The sequence below is a fragment of the Planifilum fimeticola genome, assembly GCF_003001905.1.
In the GTDB taxonomy this organism is placed as follows: Bacteria; Bacillota; Bacilli; order Thermoactinomycetales; family DSM-44946; genus Planifilum; species Planifilum fimeticola.
Genome location: NZ_PVNE01000003.1, coordinates 66,908 through 82,332 on the forward strand (window position 1 = coordinate 66,908; position 15,425 = coordinate 82,332).

The window sequence follows — 15,425 nt, forward strand, 5'->3', positions numbered from 1 at the left end:
CTACAAACAGGATTCCCCGAATGATGGCAAAACGAAAAGAGCCCCTTTTCAAATGGGGGCTCCCATTTTTTAACCCATTATCCTGAATCCACTTTTAGCCCAATTCGTAGTTTACCCCGAGGAGCGGGTACATGTCAAGGGAGGATTCGGGAGGCGCTCCCATCGCGACAAAAGCGTCAGATATTGTCCTCCTCGTCCTCCATGTCGGCATTCACCATGGTATCCTCTTCATCATCGGGGAAATCATCGTCTCCGTCAAAGTCCTCGAAGGCGCTTTCTCCGTATTCATCCTGATCCAGCACTTCTTCCTCTTCTTCCTCGTACAATTCCTCGTCCAGATCTTCATCGTCATAGTCGTCCTTGATATTCCCGGCAACGGCCGAATCGGTGGTCTGCTCGGTGGGATACCAATGCTTCAACCCCCACAGGCTTCTGCCGACGCAGACAAAACGGCCGTCGATGTTGATCTCCGTGAACAGCTGCGCGATGTAACGCATCGATTCCTCTTCGGAGAATCCCTTCAACCGGGCGACCTCCTGAAGGAGATCCCGGTAGAGCATCGGCTCTCCCTTGCTCTGCAGGATTTTGTGGACCAGATCCACCATGGGCATCTCCCGCAATTCCTCTTCGGTCAGTTGGGCAGCCAGATTTTCGCTCACGCCGGACACATCCCCTTCCTATATGACCCGGTTCACCCTGGATCAAACGGTTTCACGTAGGTCTATTTTATCCAAAAAAAGTGGGAAGTCAACCATCTCGGCAATCGATTGCTCAAGGCGGGACTCCGGTTCCCTTCGCGGGGAGAAGCGATTCGGGAAAACCGGATAGGATCTCATAAAAAAAGAGGCTGAGGAACCTCTGCCGAGAAGGGCGCCTCAGCCGACAATCCGTTTTTTCCCCGTTTTATCACATGTTTCTCCGGTACTGGCCGCCCACTTCGTAGAGGGCGGAGGTGATCTGCCCCAGGCTGGCCACCTTGACGGTCTCCATCAGTTCCGCAAACAGGTTCCCGCCCTCCCGGGCCACCTGCTTCAGCCGGGCCAGGGCCGCCGGCGCCTTGTCCCGGTTGCGTTCCTGGAACGCCCGCAGGTTTCGGATCTGCGCATCCTTCTCCTCCTTGGAGGCCCGGGTGAGGGGCAGTTCCACATCCTCCGGCGGATTGGGATTGAGGAAGGTGTTGACGCCGATGATCGGCAGCTCCCCGGAATGCTTTTTCGTCTCGTAGAGGAGCGATTCCTCCTGGATCTTGCTCCGCTGGTACATGGTTTCCATCGCCCCGAGCACTCCCCCGCGGTCGCTGATCCGCTCGAACTCCCGGAGCACGGCCTCCTCCACCAGGTCGGTCAATTCCTCGATGATGAAGGATCCCTGCAGCGGGTTCTCGTTTTTGGCCAGTCCCAGCTCTTTGGTGATGATCATCTGGATGGCCATCGCGCGGCGGACCGACTCCTCGGTGGGGGTGGTGATCGCCTCGTCATAGGCATTGGTGTGCAGGGAGTTGCACTGATCGTAAATGGCCATCAGCGCCTGCAGGGTGGTGCGGATGTCGTTGAAGTCCACCTCCTGGGCGTGGAGGGAGCGTCCCGAGGTCTGGATGTGGTACTTCAGCTTCTGACTCCGCTCGTTCGCCCCGTAGAGCCGCTTCATCGCGATCGCCCAGATCCTGCGGGCCACCCGGCCGATCACGGCGTACTCGGCATCCATCCCGTTGCTGAAGAAGAAGGAGAGGTTGGGAGCGAAATCGTCCACCTTCATCCCGCGGCTCCGGTAATACTCCACATAGGTGAAGGCATTGGCCAGGGTAAAGGCCAGCTGGGTGATGGGATTGGCCCCGGCCTCGGCGATGTGGTATCCGGAAATGCTGACGGAATAGTAATTCCGGATGCCGTGCTCGATGAAGTATTCCTGGATGTCCCCCATCATCTTCAGGGCGAACTCCGTGGAGAAGATACAGGTGTTCTGCCCCTGATCCTCCTTCAGGATGTCCGCCTGAACCGTACCGCGCACCGAGCGCAGGGTGCGCTCCTTGATCTCCGCGTATTCCTCATCCGAGGGTTCCCGGCCGTGTTCCTCCCGGAATTTGTCCACCTGCTGCTCGATGGCGGTGTTGAAATACATGGCCAGGATGATGGGAGCCGGTCCGTTGATCGTCATCGAAACGCTGGTGTTCGGCGCGCACAGATCAAAGCCGTCAAACAGCTTTTTCATGTCGTCCAGCGTACAGATGCTGACGCCGGATTCCCCCACCTTCCCGTAGATGTCGGGCCGTTCATCGGGGTCTTCCCCGTAGAGGGTCACCGAATCGAAGGCGGTGGACAGGCGCTTGGCCGGATCGTTCTTGGACAGATAGTGGAAGCGTCGGTTGGTCCGCTCCGGCGTGCCTTCTCCGGCAAATTGGCGCTTGGGATCCTCATCCGCCCGTTTCAGGGGGTAAACCCCGGCGGTGTAGGGGAATTGACCGGGCACGTTCTCCAACAGGGACCAGCGCAGAATGTCGCCCCAGTCCTCGAAGCGGGGAAGGGCCACCTTGGGAATCCGGCTGCCGGCCAGGGTCTCGGTGAAGAGGGGCATGCGGATTTCCCGGTCCCGCACCTTGTATACGTACTCGTCCTGCGCATACCGCTTCCTCAGCTCGGGCCACCCTTCCAGGATCTTTTTGTTTTCGGGGGCAAGCTGTGCGGAACGCCTTTCAATCTCCCGATCCAGCGACTCGATCGCCTCTTGCGGAGCGGAATCCTCAAGGGCTTCGCGGGCTCCCTTCAGCTGATACAGCCGACGGGCGACCCGGGCCTGCTCCTCCGCCTCCCGGCGGTATTCCCGGACCGTCTGGGCGATCTCCCGCAGATAGTGGGAACGCTCCGGCGGGATGATGTGATGGATGCCCGGGGAACGCTTCTCCTCCGGAAGGGAGGATTCCCATCCGAGTCCCATCTTCTCATTCACTTTGTCGATCAGCGCCCGATACAGCCGGTTCACCCCGGGGTCGTGGAAGCGGTTGGCCATCGTCCCGTAGATCGGAAGCTGCTCATCGGGGACGTCGAAGAGCCGGTGATTCCGCTTGTACTGCTTGCGCACGTCCCGGAGCGCGTCTTCGGAACCCTTCCGGTCAAACTTGTTGATCGCCACCAGGTCGGCAAAGTCCAGCATCTCGATCTTTTCCAGCTGAGAGGGGGCGCCGAATTCGGCAGTCATCACGTAGAGGGAGAGATCGCTCACCTCCACGATCTCGGCATCCCCCTGGCCGATTCCGCTGGTCTCCACGATGATGAAATCGTAGCCGGCCCGCTTCACGATCGAGATGGCTTCGCGAATCCCCGCGCTCAGTTCGGATCGGTTGCGCCGGGTGGCCAGACTGCGCATGTATACCCGGGGATGATGCACGGCGTTCATCCGGATGCGGTCTCCCAGCAGGGCCCCGCCGGTCTTCTGCTTGGAGGGGTCCACCGAGAGGACCGCCACCTTTTTGTCCGCAAAATCCTCCAGGAAGCGGAGGACCAGCTCATCGGTCAGGGAGCTCTTGCCCGCGCCCCCGGTACCGGTAATCCCCAACACCGGCACGCTTTCCTTTTCCGGGTACCGCTCCGACAAGGCCCCCAGGACGTCGACCTTTTCCGGGAGATCGCCGCCGGCCGCCCGCTCCGCCAAGGTGATCAGCCGGGCGATGGCGCGCCGGTCCCCTTCGCCGAGGCGGTCCGCTTCCCAGGTGATCTCACTGATGGTGGGGAAATCGGCCTCCCGGAGCATGTGGTTGATCATCCCCTGGAGCCCCATCTTGCGCCCGTCCTCCGGCGAGAAGATCTTGGCCACGCCGTAGGCCTCCAGCTCGCGGATTTCCCGGGGAACGATGACGCCTCCCCCTCCGCCGAAGACCTTGATATGGGCGGCTCCCCGCTCCTTCAGCAGGTCGATCATGTATTTGAAAAACTCCATGTGCCCCCCTTGGTAGGAGGAGACGGCGATTCCCTGAACATCCTCCTGGATGGCCGCTTCGACGATTTCGTCCACGGAGCGGTTATGTCCCAGGTGAATCACCTCGGCGCCCGAAGCCTGCAGCAGGCGCCGGAACAGATTGATCGATGCGTCGTGCCCGTCGAACAGACTGGCGGCGGTCACGAAGCGCACCGTGTGCTTCGTTCGGTAAATGTCCGTCTCCACACTCATCCGCCTCCTTCGTCCAGACTCAGATCGCGCAGCAACAGCGCCGTCTGAAGCCGCGTATATTCCTCCAGGCTGTAGTGTCGTGCCAGGACCCAGCGGCGGAAGGTCCACATCTGCCCCATCACCATGATGTTGTGGGCCATCAGCTTGACCGAGGAGGGGGAGAGGGATAGAGTGCCGTCTCGAATCCCCTTTTCCAGGATCCGCTCAAAGTGGCCGGTGATCTCCTCTTCCTTCTGCAGGACGTATTTCATCGTCTCCTTCGGGAGCGATTTGGTCTCCTGGTAAATCAGAAGGACGTAGTCGGACATCTCCCCCATGACCCGGAACAGCTGGGATATCGCCTTTTTCAGGCTCTCCCGGCCGGAATCCTCTTCGCGGATCGCCTCGGTCAGCCGCCTTTCCAGTTCGGAATGGATATAGTCACAGACCAGGTAGAGAACGTCCTCCTTGGTCTGGATATATTCGTACATCGTGCCGATGCTGAGGCCGCAGGCCCGGGCGATCTCCCGGGTGGTCGTCTTGTGAAAGCCCTTGCGGACGAACAGGTCGACGGCCCCCTGGACGATCTGCCTCCGCCGCTGTTCGACCAGACGCTGGTTCTTGATGAAGGACGGAATCGGTTTGCTTCGGTGTTTCACGACGATTCCCCCCCTTCCCCGACAAACAGGCGGGAGAGCCATTTGCGAACCAGCCGGTGGGGCACCTCTTCCCTCCGGTGGAGCCGGTCCAGATCCTCCCGGAAGGCGGGTTCAAGCATCAGTTCCGAAAGCCGCTGCCGCAGCCGGTATTCCATCCGCCCCCGCACCTCCCGGCGCAGATGGCGCAGGCGCCGGGTCGCCCCTTCCCCGCTCTCCCTCAGGTGGGTCCGGTGCCTCTGAAGCTGTCGCCACAGCTCGTCGATGCCCCGCCGTTCGGTGGCGACGGTGGGAATCACCGGCGGACGCCAGGCTTTCTTTCCGGCCAGATCCAGCATCTCCTCCAGATCGGCGATCAATTTCCGCGCTCCGTCCCGGTCGGCTTTGTTCACCAGAAACAGATCGGCGATTTCCATGATTCCCGCTTTCCACACCTGCACGATATCTCCCGCCCCCGGCGTGAGCACCAGAACCACCGTATCCGCCAGCTCCATGATCGTCAGTTCCGTCTGGCCGACACCCACCGTCTCCACCAGGATGATGTCAAAACCGGCGGCGTCCAACACCCGCACCGCATCCTGGGTGGCCGCCGCCAGCCCGCCCAGGTGGCCGCGGGTGCCCATGCTGCGGATGAAGACGCCCTCGTCCAGGGCGTGTTCCGTCATCCGCACCCGGTCTCCCAGCAGAGCTCCGCCGGAGAAGGGGCTGGTGGGATCGACGGCGATCACCCCCACCGTCAATCCCTCGCCCCGCAAATGGGTGATCAGCCGGTTCAGCAGCGTGCTTTTTCCGGCGCCCGGAGGTCCGGTAACGCCCACGACATATGCCTTTCCCGTATGGGGGTACAGGGCTTCCGCCAGCGCCTCCGCCTCGTCGGAAGCCCCTTCGATCAGGGTGATGGCACGGGCGATGCTCCGTCGGTCTCTATGCCGGACACCCTTGATCAGGTCCTCCAAGGCGACACCCCCTCAATCCTTCAGCAGATGGCGGGCGATCACCAGCCGCTGGATCTCGTTGGTGCCTTCGTAGATCTGCGTGATCTTGGCATCCCGCATCATCCGCTCCACCGGATACTCCCGGGTGTATCCGTAACCGCCGAAGATCTGAACCGCCTCGACGGTCACATCCATGGCGGTATCCCCGGCGAACAGCTTCGCCATCGCGGAAGCCTTGCCGTAGGGGAGACCCTGGCTCTCCAGCCACGCCGCCTGGTAGGTGAGCAGACGGGACGCTTCGATACGGGTCGCCATGTCGGCCAGTTTGAACTGGATCGCCTGTTGCGCGGCAATCGGCTTGCCGAATTGCTCCCGCTCCCTGGCGTAGGCGAGGGCCGCATCGAGGGCTCCCTGCGCGATCCCCACCGCCTGGGCGGCAATGCCGTTCCGTCCGCCGTCCAGGGTCATCATGGCGATCTTGAATCCTTCTCCCTCTTCCCCCAAGCGGTTTTCAGCGGGAATCCGGCAGTTGTCAAAGAGGATTTCCAGCGTGGGAGAGGACCGGATGCCCAGCTTCTGCTCCTTTTTGCCGAAGGAGAATCCCGGCGTTCCCTTCTCCACGATGAAGGCGGTGACGCCGCGGTGTCTCTTTTCCGGATCGGTGAGGGCGAAGACGACGTAGATTTCCGCTTCCCCGCCGTTGGTGATGAAGATTTTGCTGCCGTTCAACACGTAGGAATCCCCGTCCCGAACGGCGGTGGTCCGCATCCCGGCCGCATCGGAACCGGACCCCGGCTCCGTCAGGCCGTAGGCGCCCAATTTTTTCCCCTCCGCCAGGGGACGCAGGAACCGCTCTTTCTGCTCCGGCGTCCCGAACTTGTGGATCGGCCAGCTGGCGAGGGAGATGTGGGCGGAGAGGGTGACGCCGACGGAAGCATCCACCCGGGACAATTCCTCCACCGCGATCACATAGCTCAGATAGTCGGCGCCGACGCCCCCCTCCTCCTCCGGCCAGGGAATCCCCGTCAGCCCCAGTTCCGCCATCTTTTCGAAGAGGGACCGGTCGAATTCCTCCTTTTCGTCCCGTTCTGCGGCGGTGGGAGCCACTTCTTTCTCCGCGAACTCCCGGACCATCTTCCGCATCATCTCGTGTTCTTCGCTCAATCGAAACTCCATGGCCATCGCTCCCGTCACAAGGTTTTTCGCGAAAGATCCCTGGTCCGGGAGGAGTCGGGAACAGATCTCCGCTCCTCTCCGGCTCCCCCGGCCGGGGATCGCCTTTTCCCCGGCCCTCTAGGACCGGGGGATGATTTTCCGTTCGTCGCTGGTCTCTCTCCGCTCCCGGACACCGGTGCTCACCAGTGTCGCTTTCCCTTTCTCTCCGCGTTCCTTCAGCAGCTCTCCGGCGACGACAATGCGCTGGATCTCGTTGGTTCCCTCATAGATCTGGGTGATCTTGGCGTCGCGGAAGAGCCGCTCCACCGGGTATTCCCGGGTGTATCCGTACCCGCCGAAGACCTGAACCGCCTCGATGGCGGCGGCCATGGCCGTGTCGGAGGCAAACATCTTGGCCATCGCCGCCTCCTTCTTGCAGGGCTGTCCCTGTTGTCTGAGCCAGGCGGCCCGGTAGACCAGGAGGCGGGCCGCCTCCACCCGCGTGGCCATGTCCGCCAGTTTAAACTGGATGGCCTGCTGCGCGGCGATCGGTTTTCCGAACTGCTCACGCTCCTTGGCATAGGCCGTGGCGTGTTCCAGCGCCGCCGTCGCAATGCCGAGGGCCTGGGCCCCGATGCCGATTCGCCCGCCGGCCAGGTTGGACAGGGCGATTTCATAGCCCTGACCTTCCTCCCCCAGGCGGTTTTCAACGGGAACCTCCGCCCGCTCGAAAATCAACTCGGAGGTGTTGGAGCCGCCGAGCCCCATCTTCTTCTCTTTCTTTCCGACGGTAAATCCGGGGGTGTCCTTCTCCACGATGAAGGCGGTGATTCCCTTCGGCCCCTTGTCGGGATCGGTGACGGCGAAGGTGATGTAGACGTCCGCCTCTTTTGCATTGGTGATGAAAATTTTGCTTCCGTCCAAAATGTACTTGTCTCCGACCCTTGTGGCCCGGGTCCGGATTGCCGCCGCATTGGAGCCGGCATGGGGTTCCGTCAGGGCGAAGGCCCCGAGATACTCCCCGCGGGCCAAGCGGGTGACGTATTTCTTCTTCTGCTCTTCGGTCCCGTAGCGCAGGATGGGAAACGTTCCCACGGAGGTGTGGACGGCGACGATCACCCCCACCGTGGCGCTGACGCGGGAGATCTCCTCCAAAGCCAGGATGTAGGAGATGAAATCGGCCCCCGCTCCGCCCCACTCTTCCGGAATGGGGATGCCCATCAAACCGAGCCGGCCCATCTCGTCGATGACCGCCCGGGGAAACTTGTCTTCCTCATCCATCTCCCTGACGGCCGGGGCGATCCGGTCCCGGGCGAAATCTCGGACCATCCGGCGCATCATTTCCTGCTCATGGGTAAAGGTGAATTCCATGGAACATCCTCCTCATCCCGCCCGCCGCCCTGGCCGTCTCCCGAAGCGGCGAACGATGGGATCACGAATCATACACGTAAAATCCGCGCCCCGTCTTGCGGCCCAACCAGCCCGCCTTCACATACTTGCGGAGCAGGGGGCAGGGCCGGTACTTGGGATCGCCGAACCCTTCGTAGAGGGTCTCCATAATGTAGAGGCAGGTATCCAGCCCGATGAAATCGGCCAGGGTGAGGGGCCCCATCGGATGATTCATCCCCAGCTTCATCACCTCATCCACCGCCTCCGGGGTGGCCACCCCTTCGTAGACCGCATAAACGGCTTCGTTGATCATCGGCATCAGGACCCGGTTGGAGACAAAGCCGGGGAAATCCTTCACTTCCACCGGGGTCTTGCCCATCTTCCGCGCCAGGGCCTCCACTTCGGCGTACACCTCATCGGCGGTGGCCAGTCCCCGGATCACTTCCACCAGCTTCATCACCGGCACCGGATTCATGAAGTGCATTCCGATCACCTTTTCCGGCCGTTTCGTCACGGCGGCGATCTCCGTGATCGGAAGGGAGGAGGTGTTGCTGGCCAGGATGGCGTGCTCCGGACACCACTCGTCCAGCTTGCGGAAAACCTCCTGCTTGACCGACATGTTTTCGACGACGGCCTCCACCACGATGTCCGCATGTTCGGCCGCTTCCTTCAGATCCGTCGTCGTGCGGATCCGTCCCAGGACCTGCGCCATTTCCTCCGCCGTGATCCGGCCCTTGTCCACCGACCGCTTCAGGTTTTTCTCGATTCCGCGGAGTCCCTTTTGCACCCGGTCCTCCTCCAGATCGTGGAGCGCCACTTCCAGTCCGGACTGGGCGGCCACCTGAGCGATTCCGCTTCCCATTTGTCCGGCGCCGATGACGCTGAATCGACGAATTTCCATCGGATCAACCTCCTCAGCAAAAAAATCCCGGAACCTGTCTCAAAAAGGTCATGCCCCATTTCCCGGGAAATGTTCAATCCACACGGACCAGGACGGCGTCTCCCTGGGCGGCCCCGCTGCAGATGGCGGCCACTCCCAGCCCGCCGCCGCGACGACGCAGCTCATAGATGAGCGTCAGCAAAATCCGGGCCCCGCTGGCTCCGATCGGGTGACCCAGGGCCACCGCACCGCCGTTCACGTTCACCTTCTCTTGATCCCAACCGAGGATTTTCCCGTTGGACAGGGTAACCGCGGCGAAGGCTTCGTTCACCTCGAACAGATCGATGTCATCGATCGTCAAACCGTGCTTTTTCAGGAGCTTTTGCACCGCATAGGCCGGGGTGATCGGGAAATAGCGGGCCTCCATTCCCACCGCGGCATGTCCGAGAATCCGCGCCATCGGCCTGACGCCCAGCTCTTCCGCTTTTCGGGCGGAGGAGAGCACCAAGGCCGCCGCCCCGTCGTTCACCCCCGGGGCGTTGCCGGCGGTGATCGATCCGTCCTTCAGGAAAACCGGGGGAAGGGACGCCAGCTTTTCCAAACTCGTATCCCGGCGGGGGGATTCGTCCTGATCCACCACGATCTCCTTCTTGCGGGACTTCACCGTCACCGGGACGATCTCTTCCGCCAATTTCCCCGAATCGATGGCGGCGATGGCCCGCTGATGGCTGCGGAGGGCCCACTCGTCCTGCTCCTCCCGGCTCACCGCGTACTCGGCCGCCACATTGCTTCCGTGCACCACCATGTGCACTCCGTCAAAGGCGCACCACAACCCGTCGTGGATCATCAGGTCGATGAACTTCCCGTCCCCCATCCGCTGTCCCCAGCGCGCTCCGGGAACAATATAGGGAGCGTTGCTCATGCTCTCCATCCCGCCGGCCACCACCACGTCCGCATCGCCGGCGCGAATCACCTGATCGGCGAGGGTGGCGCTTCTCAATCCCGAGGCGCACACCTTGTTGATCGTTTCCGTCTGAACCTCCCAGGGGAGGCCTGCCCTGCGGGCCGCCTGACGGGAAGGAATCTGACCGGCCCCGCCCTGCAGCACCATTCCCATGATCACTTCGTCCACCTGATCGTCCGGGACACCGGACCGGTTCAGGGCCTCCCGGATGGCGATTCCGCCCAGCTCCACGGCGGGCAGATCCTTCAGTGCTCCGCCGAACTTGCCAAAGGGGGTGCGGGCGCCGCCCAAAACCACCGTTTCAGCCACAGGCTGTCACCTCCGAACATGTTGGCACGAAAATCTTATCGAGCGCTCGCTCGATTTCCATGCAAAAAGAAAACGCTTTCCCTTCTCTTTTAGCATATCCTTTAGGGTCTTTTTTGACAACAAGGTTATTTTTGGCATTCATCAGAAAAGAATGATCGGAAAACCGCTTCTCTTCCGATCACGCAAACAGGAGCGATTCGCCCGCTCCTGTCACAAAGGAATGTTTTTTCTATTCGACGCGTTGATCCGTCTCGGGTGTGCGCACCTCGATCAATTCGGACTGGATGATGTAACGGTCCGGAGCATTCCCGACGTAATCGAAGGGATAGCAGGTGGTCAAGGTCAAAATCGGCTCCTTTTTGGGCACGATCACCGTCCGGTCCTCCGCGTGGGTGATCCAGCGCTTGCGAATCTGATAGGTGTAGACGTTCCCGTCCTTCATCCTCACGTACAGCCGGTCACCGTCCTTCAATTCACCGGCCCGGCGAAAAACCGTGTCCCGGTGTCCGGAGAGGACCGCATGACCCGTCTCTCCGGGGAGCACCGTCCCCCAGCCCACGTAATGGCCGACCCCTTTGGCCAACTCATCCTCGTCGGTCCCCTCGATGATGGGAAGAATCGCACCGATCCGGGGAATGATCAACTGGCCGATCTCCTCGCCGATCTTCGGCTTCCAGTCCGTGTCAACCCCCTTCTTCAGCGGCGATTGCTTGCTTCTATCGTCCCAGTTGTCCGCAATCGACATCGCCAATTTCGGATCATGCACCGCCACGCGGATCTGATCCCACCATTGATAGCCGTTGTACAGGAGCATCGATGCCCCGATGACGATCAGCGCGATGGCGACCGAACGGACAACCATCTCCCATTCCCTCCTGCCCATGCGGAATTTCCTGCTTCCATCTCCGTACGCAAACGGCCGAGTCCGGGAATTTATCTTCATCATATAGGGTTCGGAGGAATTCCGCAACCATTCAAGAAAAGGAAGCGGGAGCCGGTCGGGACTCCCGCAAAGGTTGACGCGCCGACAAAAACGCCGCTTTCGATCAGGATTCCCCGGTCAATCGGAATTTCAGCAGGGCCAACCCGCCCAGCAGCATCAGCGATCCCAAAAGGGCGAAGGCGGGATAAGGGGTGCTCGTTTCGGGCAGTTTGCCTCCCTTGGGGTTTTTGATGACATCTCCTTTTTTATCGGGATCCTCCTTCACCGGAGGCTCCCCTTTGCCCGGATCCTTGACGCCTCCCGATGCGTCCTCTCCGATTTTCACGGTCAGGAGGCCGTCCGCGGTTGCCTTCACCCCGTCCATTGTCCCGGAATAGGAGACTCTCACCTCATAGGTTCCCGGCTTCAAGCCCTTGAAGGTGTGAGAATACTCCAGGGCGGAGGTGGTGTCGGATTCATGTTCCTCCAGCAGCCCTTCTTCCTCATGGGGGTCAAATACGCTGATGACCCAACGCCCTTCGGCGTTCTTCACCCCTGACAGCTTTCCGCCGATGGTTCCCTTGCCGTCATGGGTGACTTCAAAATTGAAGGGATCGCCGGGGAATTGGACGGCCTGCTCTTCTTCCAGGCTAACCTCTTCCCCGTCTACGTCTCCCGCGAACCTGACGAGGAGCTTATGCGTTCCCGGTTTTTTTACCCTGAAAATCCCGTCAGCGATCAGCTTGTCGACCCCTTCCTCCCAATCCAATTCCGACGGATCTTCGCCGTCCAGAGACATCTCAAATTTCCCCGTGGCCGATTCCTCAAAGACGACATGGGCATAAACCTTCACGTAACCTGACACCTGTTCATTGTCGACGACGGTGTAACCCACACTCGGGCGGACGATCATTTCGGGCTTGCCGTCCGTCTCCCCGTCGTCACGGCCTTCGTCTTTTCCGTTCCCCCGGTCGGCCTTCTCACTTCCCGGGGCGACGCCTTGCTCCGCCGATTGCCCGCTGTCCCCGGCAAAAGCCGTCGGAACCATGGCAAACACGAGCAGAAACACCATGAACACGGAAAAGAATCGATTCAACAAGCTTTTCAGCCTCCCGTAGAATAGATGGACAGAATCGCTGCAACGTTCAAATTCCTCGTTTCAACGACAGATCTGCACGGCTTTTGGGAAAATTCCTTTTCCCCGCCTCCCATTCTTATGGAATGGGACCTATTCCCATCATAATTCGTTCCCGTTTTCCTGCGCAACGGGTCTTTTGGACGGATTTCGCCAAAGTTTGCGATTTCCAAGACGAAGCGCAGACAAACACTTGAAAGGCCCCCCTGAAAAAGGGCGGACAAGCGCCCGCTCCTTGTTTCCGTTGTTCACCCCACGATGGTTTGGAGTTTCCACAGCACCCAGCCGGACAACCACACCAGCCCTCCCAGAAGGACGAAACCGGGGTGCGGGGTGGCCGTCTCGGGCAGTCTGCCTCCCTTGGCGTTTTTGATGGTTTTTTTCCCTTCACCGGGACCGACAGCCACCGGCGGCTTGTCCTTGTCCGGATCCCGGACCTCTCCCGAGCCGTCCGCCTTGATCGTCACTCCCCGCAGGATGCCGGTGGCGCCTGCCCCGACTCCGTCAACCACGCCGCCAAAAGTCACGATCACATCATAGGTTCCCGGCGTCAAATCCTTGAAATGGTGTGTATACTCAAGGGACGCGATCGAACCGGAATAATGTTCCTCAAGCAACCGGTCCTCCTTGTGATGGTCATAAATTCCGATGAACCAGGTTCCTTTCGCATCCTTCACGCCCAACAGCTTCCCGCCAAAGGCCCGCTTCCCGTCATAGGTGACTTCAAACCGATACCCCTTGCCGGGGAATTGGACAGCCTTCTCGGCTTGCAGGGTGACCTCTTTCCCGTCCACCACTCCTTGAAACCGGACGAGAGCTTTGTGCGCACCCGGCTTGTCCACCTCAAAGGACGCGGAAGCGTTCAGTCCGTTTCCTCCATCCTCCCAATCCAATTCCACCGGCTTCCTGCCGTCGAGAAGGATCTCAAAAGTTCCGTCGGCTGACCTTTTGTAGGGAAGATGCACCGATGCTCACCGAGTAATCATGTTCGCCGTCAACGCCGGTGTAACCAACACCCGCGCTGACTGTCAGCTCCGGTTCGGTTGTCTTTTGATCGTCATCCTTGTTTTCACTTTGTTCTTCCTCATCCTTGATGTTTTCGTTTCCGCGCTTGCTTTCGGAAGTGTCGTCATCATCCTGGATCGGGAAGATCACGTCTTCGAAATCCGTCGCATCGCCGTTTTCGAGATCTTCCTCCGCTTCGTCCGAGGTGCCTTCTTTATCGGTTTCCGCAGTGCCGGCGGCGTCTTTCACTCCCGTTTGCCCGCCGTCCTCGGCAAAAGCCGTCGGAATCATGGCGAAGACAAGCAAAAACGCCATGAACGCGGAAAAGGGTTTATGCAACACCTTTTCATCCTCCCATGGAATGATCGCCGGAATCGCGACAACTTTCAAAGAAGACCATCTTATGCAATGGGATCTATTCCCATCATAATTGTTCGCATTCCTTTGCGCAACGATTATTTTGGCCGTCTACCGTCCAAGTTCGCGGTTTCCCCCGCTTGATGCATACCGGGAAAAACGTCGCCGCGCGATTCCCGACAACGAGGACCTCCCTCGTTCTCCATGAAAAAGGAGCGGACCAGTGCCCGCTCCCGTGTGTTGAGTTTAAAGGCAACCGTCCTGCCGGTTCCGTTAGAGTCGTCCTTTCCTTCGATATCTCACTCCGGATCCTTCTTTCCGCCTCACAATTTCTGACTTACCCTGCAATGCGACCAAATTTTTCCCTCCTCTCGCGGCCAAAAGCCCCCAAGTCCACCACCCTGCGGATGCCGATGGCGGACAGGAAACAGAGGGCGCCGATCAGATAAAACATCACATCGCCGCCCCAGGCGACATAGACGGCCGAACCGAAGGCGGGCCCCAGGCTCCGTCCCACTCCCCACTGGAGGCCGAAGACGGCGAAATAGCGCCCCCGCAGATGCTCCGGCGCGATGCGGGCCACCACCTTGTTGGTGTGCGGAAGCCCCAACATCTCCGCCAGGGTGAAGGCGACCTCCGCCGCGATGAGCACGGCGAAGGAGCCGGCCCACCCGTATCCCGCCGACACCACCGTCAGCAAAAGGAACGCGACCGTCAACACCTTCCCGGAGTCGAAGCGTTCCGTCCACCCTGCGACCGCCATCTGGAACAGCAGGACCAGCGTTCCGTTCACCGTCATCAATACGGCGAACACCTTCTGATAATCGTCAAAATGATCCTTCAGGTGGATGGGCAAATTGGTATCCGCCTGACCGTAGAGAAGAGACATGGGCACGCACAGGAGCGTCAGGAGAAAAAGGGGGATGTGTTCCCGAAAGCGCCAGGTCTCCCGCCATCCTTCGCCGCCGCTTTTCGCCCCTTCGCTTCCGGCGGGTTTCGTCTCCGGAATCAGCCCCACCACGGCCGCGAAGAAGAGGAACAGCGATGCGGAAGCCAATCCGAACACCAGGGCGGGGTTCGCCCGAAACAGGAACAGCCCCAGCATGGGCCCCGCCGCGGCCCCTGCATTGAAGGCCATGTGCAATAGGGCATATACCTCCGCCCGTCGGTTTTCCGGAACCAGATCGGCGATCTGCGCGTTGGCCGCCGGGTGGAAGAGGGACTGGCCGATTCCGCCCAGGGCGGTCAAACCGGCAAAGGCGTAAACGGAATCCGCCCACACAAATCCGGCCATGCTGACGGCCTGTATGGCGAGGGACGCCGCCATCACCGGCTTTCTCCCCGCCCTGTCCGCCCACTCCCCGGCGAACAATCCGACAATCATCGACGCCAGGGGCTGGAGAGAGACCACCAGCGCGGCCAGGAAAAGATGACCGTCCAACTTGGAGTAGAGATAAAACATCAAAAAGGGACGAATCATGAAACTGGTGATCTGCGTCAATGCCGTTCCGATGACCCGAATCCAGATGGTTCGGTCGTACCGGTTCAACCACGCCCGCAACGGAATCCCTTCCTTCA

At 60.4% G+C, this 15,425-nt stretch carries 13 protein-coding genes; all 13 read right to left on the minus strand.

Features of this window, described 5'->3' with window-relative positions:
- Window positions 1-176 precede the first annotated feature (176 nt).
- Window positions 177-659 carry a DNA-directed RNA polymerase subunit delta gene (gene rpoE / locus CLV97_RS02915; protein WP_245891343.1) on the minus strand — a complete coding sequence of 161 codons (483 nt, stop codon included), beginning with the start codon at window positions 657-659 and terminating at the stop codon, window positions 177-179.
- Window positions 660-906: 247 nt separating this feature from the next.
- On the minus strand, window positions 907-4,155 hold the full coding sequence (gene icmF / locus CLV97_RS02920; protein WP_245891344.1) for a fused isobutyryl-CoA mutase/GTPase IcmF: 3,249 nt from the start codon (window positions 4,153-4,155) through the stop codon (window positions 907-909).
- A 2-nt stretch (window positions 4,156-4,157) separates the two neighbouring features.
- The gene (locus tag CLV97_RS02925; RefSeq protein WP_106344027.1) at window positions 4,158-4,799 is read right to left on the minus strand and encodes a TetR/AcrR family transcriptional regulator; all 642 of its coding nucleotides are present in this window, start codon (window positions 4,797-4,799) and stop codon (window positions 4,158-4,160) included.
- Window positions 4,796-5,752: a methylmalonyl Co-A mutase-associated GTPase MeaB gene (gene meaB, locus CLV97_RS02930; RefSeq protein WP_106344028.1), complete on the minus strand. Its 957-nt coding sequence runs from the start codon at window positions 5,750-5,752 to the stop codon at window positions 4,796-4,798. The genes CLV97_RS02925 and meaB overlap by 4 nt, the downstream gene beginning before the upstream one ends.
- 12 nt (window positions 5,753-5,764) lie before the next feature.
- Window positions 5,765-6,907 carry an acyl-CoA dehydrogenase gene (locus CLV97_RS02935; protein WP_106344029.1) on the minus strand — a complete coding sequence of 381 codons (1,143 nt, stop codon included), beginning with the start codon at window positions 6,905-6,907 and terminating at the stop codon, window positions 5,765-5,767.
- A 117-nt stretch (window positions 6,908-7,024) separates the two neighbouring features.
- Window positions 7,025-8,257 (minus strand): acyl-CoA dehydrogenase, encoded by a 1,233-nt coding sequence (locus CLV97_RS02940; protein WP_106344030.1) that lies wholly within the window; start codon window positions 8,255-8,257, stop codon window positions 7,025-7,027.
- Between the two features lie 61 nt (window positions 8,258-8,318).
- The gene (locus CLV97_RS02945; protein ID WP_106344031.1) at window positions 8,319-9,176 is read right to left on the minus strand and encodes a 3-hydroxybutyryl-CoA dehydrogenase; all 858 of its coding nucleotides are present in this window, start codon (window positions 9,174-9,176) and stop codon (window positions 8,319-8,321) included.
- 73 nt (window positions 9,177-9,249) lie between these two features.
- Window positions 9,250-10,428: an acetyl-CoA C-acetyltransferase gene (locus CLV97_RS02950; protein ID WP_106344032.1), complete on the minus strand. Its 1,179-nt coding sequence runs from the start codon at window positions 10,426-10,428 to the stop codon at window positions 9,250-9,252.
- A gap of 229 nt (window positions 10,429-10,657) precedes the next feature.
- Window positions 10,658-11,290, minus strand: a complete 633-nt coding sequence (locus CLV97_RS02955) for a class D sortase (RefSeq protein ID WP_106344033.1) — start codon at window positions 11,288-11,290, stop codon at window positions 10,658-10,660.
- Between the two features lie 184 nt (window positions 11,291-11,474).
- Window positions 11,475-12,449 carry a hypothetical protein gene (locus CLV97_RS02960; protein WP_106344034.1) on the minus strand — a complete coding sequence of 325 codons (975 nt, stop codon included), beginning with the start codon at window positions 12,447-12,449 and terminating at the stop codon, window positions 11,475-11,477.
- 284 nt (window positions 12,450-12,733) lie between these two features.
- Complete coding sequence (locus CLV97_RS02965; RefSeq protein ID WP_146130390.1) at window positions 12,734-13,384, minus strand: hypothetical protein; 651 nt, start codon at window positions 13,382-13,384, stop codon at window positions 12,734-12,736.
- Window positions 13,385-13,409: 25 nt separating this feature from the next.
- Entirely contained in the window at window positions 13,410-13,880 is a 471-nt protein-coding gene (locus CLV97_RS02970) for a hypothetical protein (RefSeq protein WP_106344036.1), read from the minus strand.
- A gap of 304 nt (window positions 13,881-14,184) precedes the next feature.
- Window positions 14,185-15,408 carry an MDR family MFS transporter gene (locus tag CLV97_RS02975; RefSeq protein WP_170070338.1) on the minus strand — a complete coding sequence of 408 codons (1,224 nt, stop codon included), beginning with the start codon at window positions 15,406-15,408 and terminating at the stop codon, window positions 14,185-14,187.
- Between the last annotated feature and the right edge of the window lie 17 nt (window positions 15,409-15,425).